Source organism: Pirellulales bacterium (assembly GCA_035499655.1).
Taxonomy (GTDB): domain Bacteria; phylum Planctomycetota; class Planctomycetia; order Pirellulales; family JADZDJ01; genus DATJYL01.
Window position 1 is genome coordinate 1 of record DATJYL010000216.1, and the last position, 16,436, is coordinate 16,436.

Sequence of the window (16,436 nt, forward strand, 5' to 3'; positions counted from 1 at the left end):
GCCGCTGGTGGGCAAGTCCTTGGGCGGATTCAGCGGCCCAGGCTGTCCGTCGGCGCCCAGCAGCGGCCACAGCCGGACCAGCGACGGATTCTGCTCCACGCTGGGCGCATCATCGAACACCAACGGCGAACCCATCGCCCGACCATACACCCACCACAACACGACGCCCAGCACGATTACGGCTACCCAGGAAAAAATCGCATCTTTTCGCTGGAGAGGATGATTCTTGGTCAGCATCGAGAATTGGCTGCTCGTGTGCAAAGTGCCCCGGCGGAAGCTCCTCGGCACTTTCTCACCGACGTTTAAATCGACGCCATGTCTAGGCGCGGCGGCGTGGTCGATTCAGGCGCGTGCTCTCGGAGCGAAACAAATTGGCCCGCGTCCGGGCTGAAGCCGAATACTTCACCCGTTTCTAGCTTGTACACCCAACCGTAAATTTGCAAATCGCCCCGTGCCATGCGCACGGCCACCGCGGGATGGGTGCGCAAGTTCTCCAATTGGCACAGCACATTTTCCTGAACGGCGACGTTCAATTTCGCATCTTCTGGCAATTCGGTGTAATTTTCCTGAACAATCCGCCGGGCGCTTTCCGCGTTGGCCAGCCAGCCGCGGACGCTTGGCATGCGCGATAAACCGTCCAGGTTCAGCAACCCTTGAACTGCACCGCAACGAGAATGGCCGCAGACAATAATGAATTCCACCTTCAACTGGGTGGCCGCATATTCAATGGCCGCGGCTGCCGCGCCGTCGGCGGTATGCGGCGTAAACGGCGGAACAATGTTGCCGATGTTTCGCAAAATGAACAATTCCCCCGGCTTCGTCTGTGTGATTAAATTGGGGTTCACCCGCGAATCCGCGCAGGTAATGAACAGGCCTGGCGGACTCTGGGTTTCCGCCAGACGCTCGAAAAACTTGCGTTGATTGGCAAACACGTTGTTTTGAAACTGATGGACGCCGGCCACCAGCCGATGCAATTCCATAGCGAATACCTCAGCGGGAAGATTTCTGAAAGGATGATTTTCAAATCGGTCAGGCTGATTCCGGCCAAAGCGCCGTCCACGGTGTGCAAAATCATGAACGAACGAGCACGGCAATTTATTATCGCTGAAATTTAGATTAAAGCGAAGAGGCCTTTACGAATGGTAGTGGGCCAATTTGAACATAGCCCGACTGTGTCAGTCGGGAAAAGCGGCTGTCGGAATTTCAAATTGTCCCACCACCTTACGAATCTCTCCATGAGCGGCGGCTCACACTATACGATTCCCGCTTCTGCTATGATGGGCGAAATGTTCATGATTTGTTCTATGTGCATACACCGGTCAGCACCTATCATCTCATACTACGGCTCACAGGCCGTTCAAACCGCTGGCCATTCTGGCGCCGGCAAAAGATAAAGATGCAATTCATGCCTCATGATAAACAACAAACGTCTCAAACTTGGCCGCAATCGCTGGCGATTGCCGGCGCTTGGGGGTACATCGGTCGTAAGTTTCTCGAAGCGTCACAACAGCTTGGCCTCCAGCCCAGCGTTTTCGATCCAGGACCCGCTCCCGCCGACATACCCACCGATCAATACCGCCGAATCATTGAAGAAGAAGCATTCTATCGTCAGCCCGCTGATTTATTTCATCTGGCTTTGCCCCCCGACGCGCGGCAGCGAGGATTGGATATTTTGCTTAGGCGGAGCCGCAGCGGACCCCTGGCCATCTTGAACGAAAAGCCAATGGTCGCGCCGGAGCATCCCCAACATGGTCGGCAGCTCATCAAGGCTGTCGACCACAGCGGGGCCCTGATGTTGTTCGATTTTCTGGAGTTGTACAGTCCGTTGACGGAAATAGTTCTCGGTCATTTATCAAAATTTCGCGAAGTGACCATCCATTCGTTCGATATGCTGCGCTCCAAAGATCGGGAAGATATTGCCAACTTGCGCAACTACAAACGCATGACGCCGATTCAATTCCAGGAATCGGTACATTGCCTCGCGTGGATTTTATTTTTCCTTGCTCGGTTGCGCGGCGGCCTGGCGGCAGCCCTGGACGGCGGTCTTAAAATCACCGCCGAATCGGAACCATACTCCCCGCCAAATCCGCAAGATTATCCCTACGTGGTTGATGGCCGATGTGTGTGGCAACTGCAGTGTGGTGAAACTTCTGTGACGGCGCGCACCGATTTCAAACGCCACGCCCCCTGGACCAAACGGCGTGTCGCGCGAGGTATCGCCGATGGTCAACCATTCGAAATCGAAGCGGAATATCTGGAGGGAAAAAAGCGGCTGCTGATCAATGGCGTCGACCAGCAGGTCGATCCGCGAGCCAATTCTTACGCGCAAGTGATCAGCACTTTCGCGCGTTGGCGCGGGAAATTAAGTCGCGAAGAACTGCTCGCCGGCGTGTACCCCAACCCGCGCTTTGCACAGGTTACGTATCAGTTATCAAGCGCTCTATGGCGCGCCGGGTTCGATCGGCGGCCCCTCCAATTCAAGAGTCTTCAATCGCTGTTGGATTTTGACGCCGGTTTCGCCGCCGCGGTGCCCTGGCTGGGACGATATGGATGAGAAGAAGTCGATAGCTCCAGCGACAGCCTAACCCTTTTTGTGACACTTTTTTTCTGTCACACGATCCGCGCCCCGTCGTCCGATTGGCATAACAGGACGCCGGCATGCGGCGCTAATTCTGGAATCGTCTCCTTGTATTTACGCTCCACGTGCCTCGCGATATCTTCGGCCGTCGTACGGTCGACCAACGCCACGCAGCATCCGCGAAAGCCTGCTCCGCTGAACCGTGCGCCGTATACCCCCGGAGTGGAAATCAGGAGTTCGTAGAGTGTAACCAGCGGCGGCGCGCCACACTCGTAATTGTGGATGGAGCTGGCGCACGATTGCGTCATCAATCGGCCGAATTCCACCAAGTTGCCGGCCTGCCAGGCCTTGATGCCCTGTGCCACCCGAGCAATTTCGGTGAAAAAATGCTCCGCTCGTCGGCTTTCTGCACCGCTCAAGTGGTGTTTGTGCTGGGCATATTCCTCGGGCGAAATATTCCCCAATTGAGGCGGCATTCTAGGGCGCCCTAAAGCTTCTAGGAGTATCCGGGCCGCCGCAGCGCACTCGTCAACTCGGCGATTGTAGTCCGTAGTTACAAGCGATTTGGTCAATCCGGAGAATGCCAGCAAAATGGCAAAGGGCGCCATATTCTTTGCCGATGCCAATAATTCGTGTTGCTGGGTGCGGCAGTCGATACACGTTAGTTTTCCGCGGCGCGAAAGTAAAATCGCCGCCTGATCGAGAATCCCGTTCCGCAGACCGAGATACTCGTTCTCAATTTTTTGATCCAGTAAAATATTGTCGTGCCGAGAAACACCCAGGCCGTTCACTGCTTCGAGCGCCATCAGGCAAGCCACGCCAAACGCGGCGGAAGAACTTAATCCCCCTTCCGAAAGCGAGCCGGCCGTAACACCCACGATCCCCTTTCGCAATGCATGCTTCTCAGAAAGGGCCTTCACAGCACCTCGCACATAATTGCCCCAGTCGCCCGGCTGTTTGCCCGGCACACGGTCAAGCGGAAATCGTACTTCGCCGGGAAACGACAAGCTGGTCATTCGGATTTCATGATTTTGTGATGGGGCAAAGGCTAGATTTACCGCCCGGTCGATGGTCATTGCCGTCACCCGCCCCAGCTGGTGATCGACGTGGGCTCCCAAGGGACAAATGCGATACGGTGCGACCACCACGCGCACGTCAGCGGGAGCCAGGCCATACTGGGACACGACCTGTTTTCGAACGGCTTCCATAGTCGGCGTTTCGAACACGATTGCAGCTCCACGATCTCGCCAGCCCGAACCCCCGGCCGCGACTTTTCCCAATTTTTTATTTCGTGGGGTGCTTGCCAAAACCCCTCATCTGGCGTTAGCATTTCCCACTCACGGATGACCAAGTTTACAAATTGAGTCTATCCATTCTAACGGGGTGTCACGATGAAAAGGAGATTCTGTGTAGGTTCTTTGTTGTGTTTAGTTTTGACTTTTCCAGTCATTTTGCGTGGAGCCGACGATCAGTCGAATAAAGCGACTGACGCGAAGCAGACGGCTAATGCGCCGGCCACTGCGACCGCGGCTCCTGCTGCCGCTGCTGCGACAGATTCCACTTCCGCCACCGACGACGCGAAAGCCAAAGGTCGTTTGCCCAGCGGGTGGGGAAAGCTTGGGATCACCGATGCGCAAAAGCAATCCATCTACAAGGTTGAAGCTTCGTATGAGACGAAGATCGAATCGCTGCGCAAGCAGTTGTCCGATCTGGAAACCCAGCGCGATGCCGACATCCGCAACTTGCTGACCGACGCGCAACACAAGCAACTTGATGATGCGGCCAGCGCCAAATCCGCTAAAAAGGCCGCTGCCGCGGACGCCAAGAATAATGCGGCTGCCGCCAATGCCAATAAAACTTCGATGAACGATGCCAAATAGCGGCGCTCTGGGCGTTTTTGAAGGGTTGTCAGGAGTTGCTGCATTTTAGCTGTGATTGGATGGGTCAGGCCAACAGGCAGGACTTATTTTCGGGTCGTTGCCTCTTTTGAAAATTGGAGCGGTCCCGGCGCGTCGGGATCCCCAGACGCCCGCAGTTTTCTCGAAGTAAAACGGCTGAGGACCCCGGCGCGCCGGGGTCACTGCATCGTTTTGATTCAAATTAGGCGACGACCTTGGCTTGCTATCAGCATCCGATCAAGATATAGTTTTGAATATCGGGATTTGCGGCCGCTTGCAGCCTTCAGAACTGCTAAAGTGCCATCGCGTGGTTGGTTTTCAGTTGGCTCATAGGAGCCGCTGCCGCGATTTAGCTTGATCAGAAACCCTGAAGCCGCTCTTGGCCCGTTGAGCCCAGAGCGGCTTTTTTGTTTGATGCGTCCAGCTGCTTCCCGGTGTGAGATTATTTTTCCACTTTCGTACGGGAGCGCGCGTTTGTCGCAGCGAAAAAAAATGAGTGCCAAGCCACACGCCAAAAGTCATCTGACCGAAAACTTGCCCAAGGCCAAGCCGGGCAATCCTGCCCCGCCCAACCACCGAAAAAACGGCGCACCGGCGGCGAAGCCGGCCGCTGCAAATGCTCATTCCGAACCGAATCCCGCGGACGCCTCGCCCGGTTCTTCAACTTTGGCGGTCCACGCCGGCGAAGATCGGCAAAAGGTGGCTCACTCGATTACCGATCCAATTTTTGTCGCTTCAACGTATACCTTCGCCGACACGCAATCGGTCATCAATTACATCGAGCAAAAACAACCCCGCGAGGAATACGGTCGCTATGGCAATCCCAGCGAGCGCGTCGTGGAGCGCAAATTGGCTGCTCTGGAAGGAGGCGAATCGGCGCTGCTGTTTTCCAGCGGCATGTCGGCGCTGGTGGCGCTGCTGTTGACCAAGCTCAACTCCGGCGATGAAGTGGTTTTTTTTGACGAATGCTACCATCGCAGTCGCGAATTTTGCAGCAAACATCTGTCCCGCTTCGGAGTCACCACACGCCAGGTCCCTGCCTGCAATTATGCGGCGATGGAAGCCGCCATCACGCCGCACACCAAATTATTGATCAGCGAATCCCCCACGAACCCGCACCTGAGCGTGGTCGATTTGGATCGTTTTGCCGAGTTGGGTAGTCGCCACAACGTGGAAACGCTGATCGATGCCACGTTGGGCACCCCCTTTAATATCCGGCCGTTGGTTGCGGGCATCGATTACGTACTGCATTCCGCCACAAAATATCTGGGTGGCCACAACGACTTACTTGCCGGCGCGCTGGTTGGCACTGCCGAAAAACTGGAACCGGTCCGCAAGTTACGCGGCATTACCGGAGCCGTCAATTCGCCGCATAACGTCTATTTGTTGGAGCGTGGACTTAAAACGTTCGAGCTGCGCATGCAGCGGCATAATGAAAACGGGCTGGCCGTGGCGCAGTTTTTGGCTGCCCACCCGCGAATCGAAAAAGTTTTTTACCCCGGCCTGCCTTCGCACCCATATTATGAGGTGGCCCAACGAACCATGCGCGGCTTCGGCGGCTTGGTGACGTTTTTGGTGCGCGATGCCGATTGGCAACAGACTGCCCGCATCGTCGATAGCGTGAAAATTCCGCGCATCGCTCCCAGCCTGGGCGGTGTGGAATCGCTCATTGAGCAGCCGCTGGTGATGAGCTACTTCGAATGCACCCCGGAAGAACGCCGGCAATTTGGCATTCCTGATAATATGATCCGCGTGGCCTGCGGCATCGAAAACCCGGAAGATTTGGTCGCCGATTTGAAGCAAGCGCTGGAAAGATGAACCATGCACTTCCGCACCCGTGCGATCCATATCGGTAACCAGCCGGACCCACATACCGGCGCCGTCGTGCCGCCGATTCATGTTTCGTCCACCTTTGTGCAGCCGGGGGCCGGTGTCTGGGGGCAGTTCGATTATACCCGCAGTGGCAATCCAACTCGCAAAGCCTTAGAAACCACGCTAGCCGATTTAGAAGGCGGTACTGGCGCCTTGGCTTTTTCATCCGGGATGGCGGCAACGCACTGCGTGACTATGCTCCTTTCCGCCGGCGATCATATTGTCGCGGGTTCAGATATTTACGGTGGCACGTATCGTCTATTGCATAAAATTGTCAACCGGGCCGGCATTTCCGTGTCGCTGGTCAACACGACGAATTTGAAAGCCCTGGAAGCGGCCCTGACACCGAACACCAAACTGTTGTGGATCGAGAGTCCCGGCAACCCGCTGCTTTCCATCACCGACATCGCCGCTTGCTCCGAAATTGCCAATCGACGCGGCCTGCTTTTGGGAGTTGACAATACGTTCGCCACCCCGGTCCTCACCCGACCGCTGGAATTGGGCGCCCATATCGTCATGCATTCCGCCACCAAATACGTTGGCGGCCACAGCGATTTGTTGGGCGGTGCTCTGGTGGTCCGGGAGAAAGAGCTGTTCGACCGGCTATACTTTATTCAAAATGCCACCGGTGCGGTGATGGGAACGTGGGAGGCGTTTCTTTGCTCTCGCGGATTGAAAACGCTGGAATTGCGGGTGCGCGAACAAAGTCGCACCGCACAACAACTCGCCGAGTGGCTTAGCCGGCATCCGAAAGTGAAACGTGTGTTGTATCCGGGGCTGCCCAGCAATTTGGGGCACGGCATCGCACAGCGCCAAATGCGCGGGGGATATGGGGCCATGCTCAGCTTTGACCTGGGCGACAATTTCGCCGCCGCCAAGCGTGTGGCCGAATCGACGAAGTTGTTTCAGCTGGCCGTGAGTTTGGGGGCTGTCGAATCGCTGATCGAACAGCCGGCTTCCATGTCGCACGCCAGTTACGATGCCGCTGATCGCAAAGCGCACGGCATTTCCGATGGACTGGTGCGTGTTTCCGTCGGTTTGGAAGCGTTCGAAGACTTGCGCGACGATCTTGATCAGGCCCTGGCGACGTGAATCGTGCCCAGTCTGTCGTCTCGAGTCGCTCCTGGGGACTCGTCCATTTTCGCCGTGCTTTCGGCTAGCTGCGCTGGGTTTACGCCAAATCATAAAATCGCCTCGTCTTTGCCGTTTGACGCAACAGTTAAATTCTTCCGGTCGGGAAAACTTTTCCGGAAGTTTTGCTTAGACAAACACCGATAAGACGCCTGCTATGTCTCTTAACAGGAATAGTTTGGGTAGTTTACGCATTTAAGGTATGTGATATGAGTACCGCAGTTCGTACATTTGGAAACTTGGCGATTTTGAGTTGCGTTGTGGCTCTTCTAGTGCCAGCGCGCCAAATTTGCGCCCAGAACAATTCCAATCAGTCTGTCTTCCCTAACTCTTCTTCCGCCGACGATAGCGACGCCAATTCTCCCGACTATAGTCCAGCGAATTCGCAACGACTTAAATCCGTGCAAACAACCCATGACGTGAATCCGCGGGCAGGATCGAATTATCGCAACCAGGCATCCAGTGATGGAACTTCTGCCGATCCACGCAGTCGGATATCGAGTTCGGCGGCTTTACCGACGAAGAATACTGCCCCAAATTACAACAACGGTTACAACCAGTCGCACCCCGCAAAATCGCCTTCGAGCAACAATGTTGCGGTGCAGACTGGTTATCAGTCCAACGGTCAGAGCTTTCAGAGTGATCAAAATGGGGCCGGGGGCTCGGTGCCCGGTTATCAGCAACCGCCCCGAGGTAATCCGTCGGGAAACGTCGGCGCCTTTGGATCGCAGTCCCAGCGCTCTCAACAGAGCGGCACAGCGTCTAACAACACACTGAAAAACAATTCCCAGGCTAACATGCAGTCGGCCCAACGAATGCAGACGAATAACTTCGCTCCCGGCTATCAAAGAGCCGGCAGCATTCCGCCCGACCATCAGCCGTCGAACAATAACACCTCGGCCAAGTCTCAGGAGTATCAGCCATCGGACAGTGTTCAGAATAGATATCAACAAACAGCAAACACACCGCCCAAGTACGCATCAGCGACTGGCACGCCGCGCTATGTGGCCCCCACGCCGCCGTTGCCTTCTCGGAACATGCAGGCAAGCCTGCAAGCGACGCCGCCCAGCAGTGTGATGTCGAGCAATAATTCCTACGGCAGTGGCACGTACAGCCCGGCAACCCCGGGTGCCGTGGTATCGGGTCCGATGTCCTTGCCCGGTTCGGCGCCCAAACTGCGATCCACATCGAACATGCCAAGCATGGTGCATCAGCCCATGGTTACGCCCAACGCGGTTTATCTCGATGCTGCCGTGCCGGTCGAAACAATCGGTCCGGGACAACAACCCCGAGCCGGCAGCCACGTGATGTACGGCGGCGCGCCGGGTAGCCCGATGATGCAGTCGGGGCCGCCGATGGCTGAATCGGGCGAAATGATCAGTCTTGGATTGGCGCCGGGAACGGAATCAATGACCATGGATCCAGAATCGCCGATGGATGCCGGTCCCATGATGGACCACAGTCCCGACGGTTTCACAAATCCATATTGCAACAGTTGCAATGCTTGCGGCGGATGTGGTTGTGGCGGATGTGGCAACAGTAGTTCGTGGCTTGGTTCAACCTGCGGCGGAGGTTGCTGCAACTCTGGAAATTGCGGCTGTGGCTCCGGTGGCGGCTGCTGCGATTGCGACAATTGCGGCTCCTGCTGCGAACATGCGCCCTACGGTCGACCTTGGATTTTGGCGCCCTTCGATTGGCTGGCTGGCGAAGTGAACGGCTGCCACAACGATTGGTGGTGGGGAGAAGACCTTACGGTTTTTGCCGGCGTGCAAGATTTCAAAAACATCGCCGATGGCGGGCTCATTTCCAGCTTCGGCTTTCAGGAAGGCGTCAATTGGGGTTTGCCCCTGTTGCCTGATTTGGGCATCAACGGACAAGTCGGCTACGAAGCCACGCAAAGCGAGTTCGAAAACATCGACGGTTCCCGACAGCAATCGTTTCTCACCGCGGGGGTGTTTCATCGTCCGTGGTGCGACCAGGGCTGGGATGATGGCATCGTATTCGACTGGCTGCACGACGATTTCTTCGGCAATAGCTTCGATATTTGCCAGCTGCGCGGCCAACTGGGCTGGCAATGGAATCGTTGCAACGAAATCGGCTTTTGGTTTGCCGCAAACGTAAGCAGCGATTTAGGTTTTCAGACGCTTGATCAGTACAACTTCTATTATCGCCGGCAGTTTTGCTCCGGCGGCGATGTCCGTTTCTGGGGCGGTTTTACCGGTGGCAACCGGAGTTCCACCTCCGGCGGCATGTTCGGCGCCGATTTTGAAGCGCCCCTGGCTAAGCGCTGGGCGCTGGATGGCGGATTCAATTACTTCATTCCCAGTGCTGGAGCCGGCAATGGCGGGTTTTCCGAGGAATCTTGGAATGTGGGATTTTCCCTGGTGTGGTATCTGGGCGGCACTGCCCAATGCTACAGTCCATACCGACCGCTGTTTAACGTGGCCAATAACGGCAGCTTGATCACGATTTCGCACTAAGCGACCTCTTTTTCGCAATAATCGGCGCCGACGGTGCTGGCGAAGCCAAGAGATCAATCTCTGCGGCAAAACCGCCGCTGTTCCTTTGGCTCTTTGGCGTTAGAATATCGGTAATACCCTGTCGGGCCGGTATTTCTCTGGAGCACCCTTCATGTCCGTCCGCACGATGCACCCCTTGGCGCCCCGACGTTGCGCCGCTGTCGGCCGCACCGGTTTGTTACCGTTCAGATGTCTTCGATGTGCGCTGTTGCTTGCGGTAACTTTGGTTGCCGGCTTGTGCATTGCAAATTCTTCCGCTTGTGCTGCGGACAAGTCTCCCTATACGCCCGGTAAATGCGGCACGGCCGAACTGAAATTTGTGGACGGTCTGCCGATGGTTACCGCCATCGGCACTCCCGACGAAATCGGCCAACAGCTGGGCACGCTTTTGAAAGCGCCGCTCACGTCGCTGTTGGGCAAGAAAGAAGAAATCGCACACGGGTTTGGGTTTCGTTCCGCTCCTGATTTGTTGGTGAAGACCAGCCGCTTGCTGACGCCGTCGTTTCCTGAAAGCCAGCGGCGCGAAATGCAATCGCTCGTGCAAGCCGCAGGCGTCGATTTCGACACGCTGGCCTTTGCCAACGTAGTGTACGAAGTTTCTCACTTTCCGGCCTGCTCTTCGTTGGCGGTGGAGCCACAGCGTTCGGCCACAGGCCAGCCCATTTTCGGTCGCAATCTGGATTTTCCCACGTTCGGTTTTCTGGACAAATATAGTTTGATTGAAGTCATTCGCCCGCAGGGGAAGCACGCCTTTGTGTCGATTTCGTTTCCCGGCGTGGTGGGCGTGTTTTCCGGCATGAACGATGCCGGGCTGTGCTTAGCCCAGTTGGAAGTGAACTATTCCGCCGATCACGCGCCGCGAGTGAATTTGTCGGGCACGCCGGTGGCCATGTGTTTCCGCCGGTTGCTGGAAGAATGCAGCACCATCGACGAGGCCGAAAAACTACTCCGCGGGCAAAACCGGATGATGATGTGCAACCTCGCCCTGTGCGATCGGACGCAATCGGCGGTGCTGGAAATCACGCCCAAGACGGTGGCTCGCCGTGACGACGACCACGGTCTGTGCCCTTGCACCAATCATTTCCGCACGCCGGAATTGGCCGTCGATACGCAATGCCGCCGGTACGACCAACTGCAGCACGGCCAAGAGCTGGACAAATTGGGCGTGTCCGACGTGGCGCGCCTACTCAATTCCGCCAATCAAGAGCAGTTCACCATTCAAACGATGATTTTTGAGCCCGCGTCGTTTTTGGCCCACGTTTCGTTCGGTCCTGCCCCGTCGTCCGCGCAACCGCTCAAAACGATCGACCTGGCGGCGCTTTTGCATCCTGAAAACTGAATCCTCAACGGCATTCACTCCATGGTTTTTGCTTTGCGATGGTTTCGTTGAATTGTTCGGTTTCGGCGCCCGCCCATGAAAGATCGACTTGAAATCGCCAAAAATTGGCTCCCGCGCTATACGGGCATGCCGCTGGAGCAATTTGGCGACTACGTCCTGCTGACGAACTTTCATTATTACGTCAGCCACTTCGCCGAAAAATTCCACTGCGATATTTGCGGCGAGGGTCGACCCATGCAGGCGGCCACCAATTCCGCCGGCCTGTCCATCATCAATTTCGGCATTGGTTCGGCCAACGCGGCCACGATCATGGATTTACTGTCGGCCAGGCATCCCAAAGGCGTGCTATTTTTGGGCAAGTGCGGCGGGCTGAAAACTTCCACGGAAATCGGCCATTTCATTTTGCCGATTGCCGCCATCCGGGGCGACGGCACCAGCGACGATTACTTTCCGCCCGAAGTGCCCGCCCTCCCCTCGTTCAAGCTGCATAAATTTATTTCAGAAAAAATCGTGGCCCGCGGAATGGAATACCGCACCGGCGTCATCTACACCACCAACCGCCGGCTGTGGGAACACGACACCGACTTTCTGGCCCGCCTGAAACGGATGACCTGCATCGGCATCGACATGGAAACGGCCACCATTTTCATCGTCGGCCATCATAACGAAATTGCCCGGGGGGCGCTGTTGTTGGTTTCCGACACACCCTTTACCCCGGAGGGAATTAAAACCGAGGAATCGGACCGCGTCGTGACCGAAAACTGGTCCGACATCCATCTCAACTTGGGCATTGAAGCAATGACCGAAATCGGCACCAGCGGCGAAAAGATCAAACACTTTCGGTATTGAGGGTTGCTGGTCCGGTGTCTAGTGGTCAGCTGAAGTGGCGATGGTGTCGCCGGATCGCTGGCTCAATTTTGGCTTGCGTGATGCGTCCAGTGGTCGTATACTGTACAAGCGTATGGGTACACGATTTTTCGGCGCAAAGCGGCATCAAATGCAACGGTTTAGCTTTAGCCAGCAGTCGTAACCGTTCTTTGGCAATTCGAAATTCGGCGAATCATTTTTATAGAAAAAATGTTGTGCCGCGGTTTTTCACCGTTTTTGCCTTCGTTTCCGGCGGTTTTCGACCGTTTTCTCGGTTTTTCCACAACGATCTGAGTGCAGGCCGCAGACTTGTCGCGTCGCATGGAATGATGGTTGATTTTTCTGGGACTATTTCGTTTGCCAAAAATTTAGATGACAATCCGCCCCCCATTTGGTAAACTTTGGGCGGTTGGGGACGATTATGTTTTGAACAGAGGAATCACGCAGGCAACTTTTCTTCGCCGCATTGCGTAACGCCGGTCTCCGGCAGAGAGGCAACCATGCGGACCACATTCCAGGGCCACGCTCGAACGGTTAGTTTTCTGGCGCCATTGACGGCGCTTCTGTTAGGGGCGGCAATTGCTTTCGCCGAAGCTCCAGCGGCGCAGCCGCCGGCGGCGAATGCAAAAGCCGATCAGGCGGCGAAGTTGGTCGAGCAGGCGCTGCAAGCGGAAGCAGCGGGCAAGCCGGCGGAGCGCGACGCGCTATTGAAACAGGCGCTGGCGATTGCGCCCGATTATGCGCCGGCGCACTGGCAGAGCGGCGAGCTGAAATCGGACAATGCGTGGGTTTCGGTCGACGATGCGGCCAAGCACGATGCGCATTCGGCCAAGCTGGACGAATATCGCCAGCGGCGCGATCAGGCGGGCCAAACGGTGGACGATCAACTGGCGCTGGCCGCGTGGTGCGAAAAGGCGGGGTTGAAAGAACAGCAACGTGCGCACTTGATGTTCGCGCTGCAGTTGCAACCGAATAATGAGGAAGCGATTGCGAAGCTGGGGTTGGTGTGTTTCCGAAACGCATTGGTGTCGGCGGCGCAACTCGATCAAATTAAAGCCCAAGTTCGCCAGTCGTTTGCGGAATCGAAGCAGTGGAAACAACAGGCGGCGGCGTGGCAGCAACAATTGCGCGACAAGCCGAAGAGCGTGGATGACGTGGCGAAGCAAATTCGGGCCGTGCGGGACCCGGTATCGATTCCGAGCTTGGAGGGAACGTTCGCCAATAATAGCAGCCCGGAAATTGGCAAGGCGGTGATTGATTGCCTGGCGGCGATGCCGCAACAAGCGGCGACCGAATCGCTAGTGCGGTTTGCGGTATTTTCGCCTTATGAGGATGTGTCCCGCGCTGCAGCGTATGCTCTGAGGAAGCGTTCCGAGTACGCATATGTGCCGATTCTATTGGGTGCAATGCAGGCGCCGATTCGAGTGGAGACGAATTTGCGCAGCGGTAATCCGCTCGGTGCCAATTACGTAGTACTTGCAGAGCAGGAAGGTCCATCGGAAAACTATATCGCTCCGGCATCAATATGGAGTGGTGTCTTAGTCGCACAAGCACCTGTGGTACACGTAGTTCCTAGTCACCGAGCATTTTATACTAGTGATGGTTTTATCCCATTGATGAGCAATGAGCAAATGGACCATTTGAACGCAGTACTTGCCAACGTGCTTCAGACGACCACCGATCAGCACTTGGGTGACAATCCGACAGATTGGTGGAAGTGGTGGTTGGTCGACGAGAATGAATATTACGAACCGCCTCAAAAACCTAATGTTACGCCAGTTAGGTTTAGCAATTCTTGTTCCTGTTTTCCTGCGGGGACTGGGGTGTGGACGATGAGCGGGCCGATGCAGATTGAAAACATCAAAGTCGGCGAGTTGGTACTGGCGCAAAATACCGAAACCGGCGAGTTGGCATACAAGCCGGTGATTGGCACGACCATTCGGCCGGCCAGCCCGGTGATTGAAACGAAATTGGGCGAGATGGAAATTCGCTCCACGCGCGGGCATCCGTTTTGGGTGGACGGCATTGGCTGGCAAATGGCCAAGGAATTGAAGGCGGGCCAGTGGTTGCACACGGCGCAGGGCATGGCGCAGATCGACAGTGCCGAGCCGAGCGAGGACGCCGTATGCTACAACCTGGTGGTGGCCGATTTTCACGATTATTTTGTGAGCGGCGCGAAATTGCTGGTGCATGATAATTTGCTGCGCGGGCCGACGCTGGCCACTGTGCCGGGCCTGGCGGAAGGGAAGTGAGCGGCGGGTGGAAGGCAGAAAGCAGAAAGCAGAAGGCAGAAAGGGGGCGGAAGAAGGCAGAAGATTGGCGTCGCAGGAGTCAGGTTTTTCGCTTGGATTTGCGGCGGCCGAGGCGGGGGACTTTGAGCGTGGGGGCTTCACGGGCGCTTTCGTCCAACTCGCGGCGGTAGACGGAAAGAATATCACTGCGAGTCAGCATGCCGACGATTTTCGGCGGTTTTTCGTGATTCAGCACCGGCAGGCGGCCAATGTTGTGCCGCGCCATGTGATCGGCGGCCTGGCGGACAGTGGTATCTTCGTACACAAATTTGGGGAGCCGGGTGAGAATGTCTTTGAGCGTGTTACTGTCGGGCGATTGTGATTCCAAAATATCACGCCGGGTCAACACGCCCAACAGCACTCCGCCGGATTCGACAATGGGAAAGCCTTGATGCTTGGAGTCGGGGCCATCGGCGGCCATCCAAGCCCGAACTTCTTTGACGGTTTGGGTGTCCCGCAGCGCGATGACTTTTTTCGCGGCCACGTCACGCACCAGGACTTGTTGGAGCAAATCGGGGGTGAATTCGGAGGGAGCGGCCACACCGCGGCGGGTAACTTTTTCGGTCATCAACGAGTGCTTGGTCAAGAGCGAGGCCACCAAGTAGCTGGCGGCGCAGCCGCCTAACAGCGGCACCAGGCTGAACGGCTGCAGCGTGGTTTCAAAAGCCATGACGGTGGAAGTTAAGAGAGCCCGTGCGGCGCCGGCAAACAGCGAAGCCATGCCGACGACGGCGGCAATTCGCAGATCGACCCCCGCGGAGGGCATGATCCACGCGGCCAGCGCGCCCACTAACTGCCCAAGCCCGGCGCCGATGGTGAACAACGGCGCTAGCGTTCCGCCGGAAGTGCCGCTGCCGACGGAAATGGTCCAGGAAATCAGTTTCATGACGCACAAAATGGCGACGGTATTGAGGGCCCATTTATCGGAGATGAGATTTGAAATGTTGCTGTAGCCGACTCCGAGCGTGTGCGGCACAAAAAAACCGATGACGCCGACAGCCACGGCGCCAATGGCCGGACACCACATCCAGTGAATGGGGAGGCGTTCGAAGGCCCTTTCGATGGCATATACACCGCGCGTGACTCCGGCGGCAACCACGCCCATCAATGCGCCTAGCGCCACATAAAACATCATCGCCCGTAAGTGTGGCTCGTCAACGTCGGGCATGGAGAAGGCCGTATGGGTGGTAATTAAAATCGCGCGCATGCCGGCAGCCGATACGCTGGCCAGCGCCACGGGAATAATGGAGCGCGGACGAAACTCGAACAACAGCAGCTCGATTGCCAACATGACGGCCGCGACGGGGCAACCGAAGATGGCCGAAACGCCGGCAGCGGCCCCTGCGGCAAGCAAAGTTTTGCGTTCGGCTGGGGTGGTGCGGAAAAACTGTCCGACCAATGATCCCAACGCCCCGCCGGTGGCGATAATGGGGCCTTCTGCTCCGAACGGACCGCCGGTACCCATCGAAATGGCGGCCGACATTGGTTTTAGCAAAGTCACCCGCGCGGGAATGCGGCTGCGGTTGGTGAGCACCGTTTCGATGGCTTCGGGAATGCCGTGGCCCTGTATCGCTTTGGACCCGTAACGAGCCATCAGCCCGATGATTAAACCGCCGATCACGGGGATAAAAATGACAAACAGTCCCAGGTGATTGTCCCAAGCGTCGACGGCGTCGAGCGAGAAGCGGCCGTAGAAGGCCAGGTTGGTGATGAAATCGATCAGGTGGATGAGCACTTTCGCAATGACCGCACCGGCCACGCCGATGCCGACGGCGACAGCGCACAGCCAGATGACTCGACGATCCAGCGGGGCCACGCGGGGGGGAGCCTGGACCGATTCCGCGAGCACATCCAACCCAGGCGAAGGTGAAATAACCACACCGTCCGGTCTGTTCACGTGGGAATTGTTGTCACCCGCCATGTCCACCGTGTCCACCTCCA

12 protein-coding genes are annotated in these 16,436 nt (G+C 56.6%); 8 read left to right on the forward strand and 4 right to left on the reverse strand.

The window, feature by feature from the left end; translation table 11 throughout:
- Window positions 1-237, reverse strand: a 237-nt coding sequence (locus VMJ32_16760) for a hypothetical protein (protein ID HTQ40676.1), incomplete at its 3' end; no start/stop codon positions are given.
- Window positions 238-302: 65 nt separating this feature from the next.
- Window positions 303-980: a carbonic anhydrase gene (locus tag VMJ32_16765; GenBank protein ID HTQ40677.1), complete on the reverse strand. Its 678-nt coding sequence runs from the start codon at window positions 978-980 to the stop codon at window positions 303-305.
- A 425-nt stretch (window positions 981-1,405) separates the two neighbouring features.
- Here VMJ32_16765 and VMJ32_16770 point away from each other — a divergent pair, with 425 nt between their 5' ends.
- Window positions 1,406-2,554: a hypothetical protein gene (locus VMJ32_16770; GenBank protein ID HTQ40678.1), complete on the forward strand. Its 1,149-nt coding sequence runs from the start codon at window positions 1,406-1,408 to the stop codon at window positions 2,552-2,554.
- Window positions 2,555-2,610: 56 nt separating this feature from the next.
- On the opposite strand, the gene VMJ32_16775 is transcribed toward VMJ32_16770, so the two are convergent.
- Window positions 2,611-3,804, reverse strand: a complete 1,194-nt coding sequence (locus VMJ32_16775; GenBank protein HTQ40679.1) for a galactokinase family protein — start codon at window positions 3,802-3,804, stop codon at window positions 2,611-2,613.
- Window positions 3,805-4,011: 207 nt separating this feature from the next.
- Between VMJ32_16775 and VMJ32_16780 the strand changes: the two genes are divergently transcribed.
- The 7 genes from VMJ32_16780 (at window position 4,012) to VMJ32_16810 (ending at window position 14,456) form a co-directional block, all read left to right on the forward strand.
- A complete protein-coding gene (locus VMJ32_16780) occupies window positions 4,012-4,458 on the forward strand; it encodes a hypothetical protein (protein ID HTQ40680.1) in 447 nt (148 codons plus the stop codon).
- 510 nt (window positions 4,459-4,968) lie between these two features.
- Window positions 4,969-6,294 (forward strand): PLP-dependent aspartate aminotransferase family protein, encoded by a 1,326-nt coding sequence (locus VMJ32_16785; protein ID HTQ40681.1) that lies wholly within the window; start codon window positions 4,969-4,971, stop codon window positions 6,292-6,294.
- A 3-nt stretch (window positions 6,295-6,297) separates the two neighbouring features.
- Entirely contained in the window at window positions 6,298-7,440 is a 1,143-nt protein-coding gene (locus tag VMJ32_16790) for a PLP-dependent aspartate aminotransferase family protein (protein ID HTQ40682.1), read from the forward strand.
- 440 nt (window positions 7,441-7,880) lie between these two features.
- A complete protein-coding gene (locus VMJ32_16795) occupies window positions 7,881-9,959 on the forward strand; it encodes a DUF6666 family protein (protein HTQ40683.1) in 2,079 nt (692 codons plus the stop codon).
- 151 nt (window positions 9,960-10,110) lie between these two features.
- Complete coding sequence (locus VMJ32_16800) at window positions 10,111-11,337, forward strand: C45 family peptidase (protein HTQ40684.1); 1,227 nt, start codon at window positions 10,111-10,113, stop codon at window positions 11,335-11,337.
- Window positions 11,338-11,412: 75 nt separating this feature from the next.
- Entirely contained in the window at window positions 11,413-12,186 is a 774-nt protein-coding gene (locus VMJ32_16805; protein ID HTQ40685.1) for an AMP nucleosidase, read from the forward strand.
- A gap of 518 nt (window positions 12,187-12,704) precedes the next feature.
- Window positions 12,705-14,456 carry a polymorphic toxin-type HINT domain-containing protein gene (locus VMJ32_16810; GenBank protein HTQ40686.1) on the forward strand — a complete coding sequence of 584 codons (1,752 nt, stop codon included), beginning with the start codon at window positions 12,705-12,707 and terminating at the stop codon, window positions 14,454-14,456.
- 79 nt (window positions 14,457-14,535) lie between these two features.
- Here the strand turns inward: VMJ32_16810 and VMJ32_16815 are convergent, their stop codons facing one another.
- A complete protein-coding gene (locus VMJ32_16815) occupies window positions 14,536-16,392 on the reverse strand; it encodes a chloride channel protein (GenBank protein HTQ40687.1) in 1,857 nt (618 codons plus the stop codon).
- Window positions 16,393-16,436 lie beyond the last annotated feature (44 nt).

Coding starts and splice junctions, on each gene's coding strand:
- VMJ32_16800 (HTQ40684.1), top strand. CDS start 10,111: ATGTCCGTCCGCACGATGCACCCCTTGGCGCCCCGACGTTGCGCCGCT.
- VMJ32_16790 (HTQ40682.1), top strand. CDS start 6,298: ATGCACTTCCGCACCCGTGCGATCCATATCGGTAACCAGCCGGACCCA.
- VMJ32_16810 (HTQ40686.1), top strand. CDS start 12,705: ATGCGGACCACATTCCAGGGCCACGCTCGAACGGTTAGTTTTCTGGCG.
- VMJ32_16765 (HTQ40677.1), bottom strand. CDS start 980: ATGGAATTGCATCGGCTGGTGGCCGGCGTCCATCAGTTTCAAAACAAC.
- VMJ32_16805 (HTQ40685.1), top strand. CDS start 11,413: ATGAAAGATCGACTTGAAATCGCCAAAAATTGGCTCCCGCGCTATACG.
- VMJ32_16770 (HTQ40678.1), top strand. CDS start 1,406: ATGCCTCATGATAAACAACAAACGTCTCAAACTTGGCCGCAATCGCTG.
- VMJ32_16785 (HTQ40681.1), top strand. CDS start 4,969: ATGAGTGCCAAGCCACACGCCAAAAGTCATCTGACCGAAAACTTGCCC.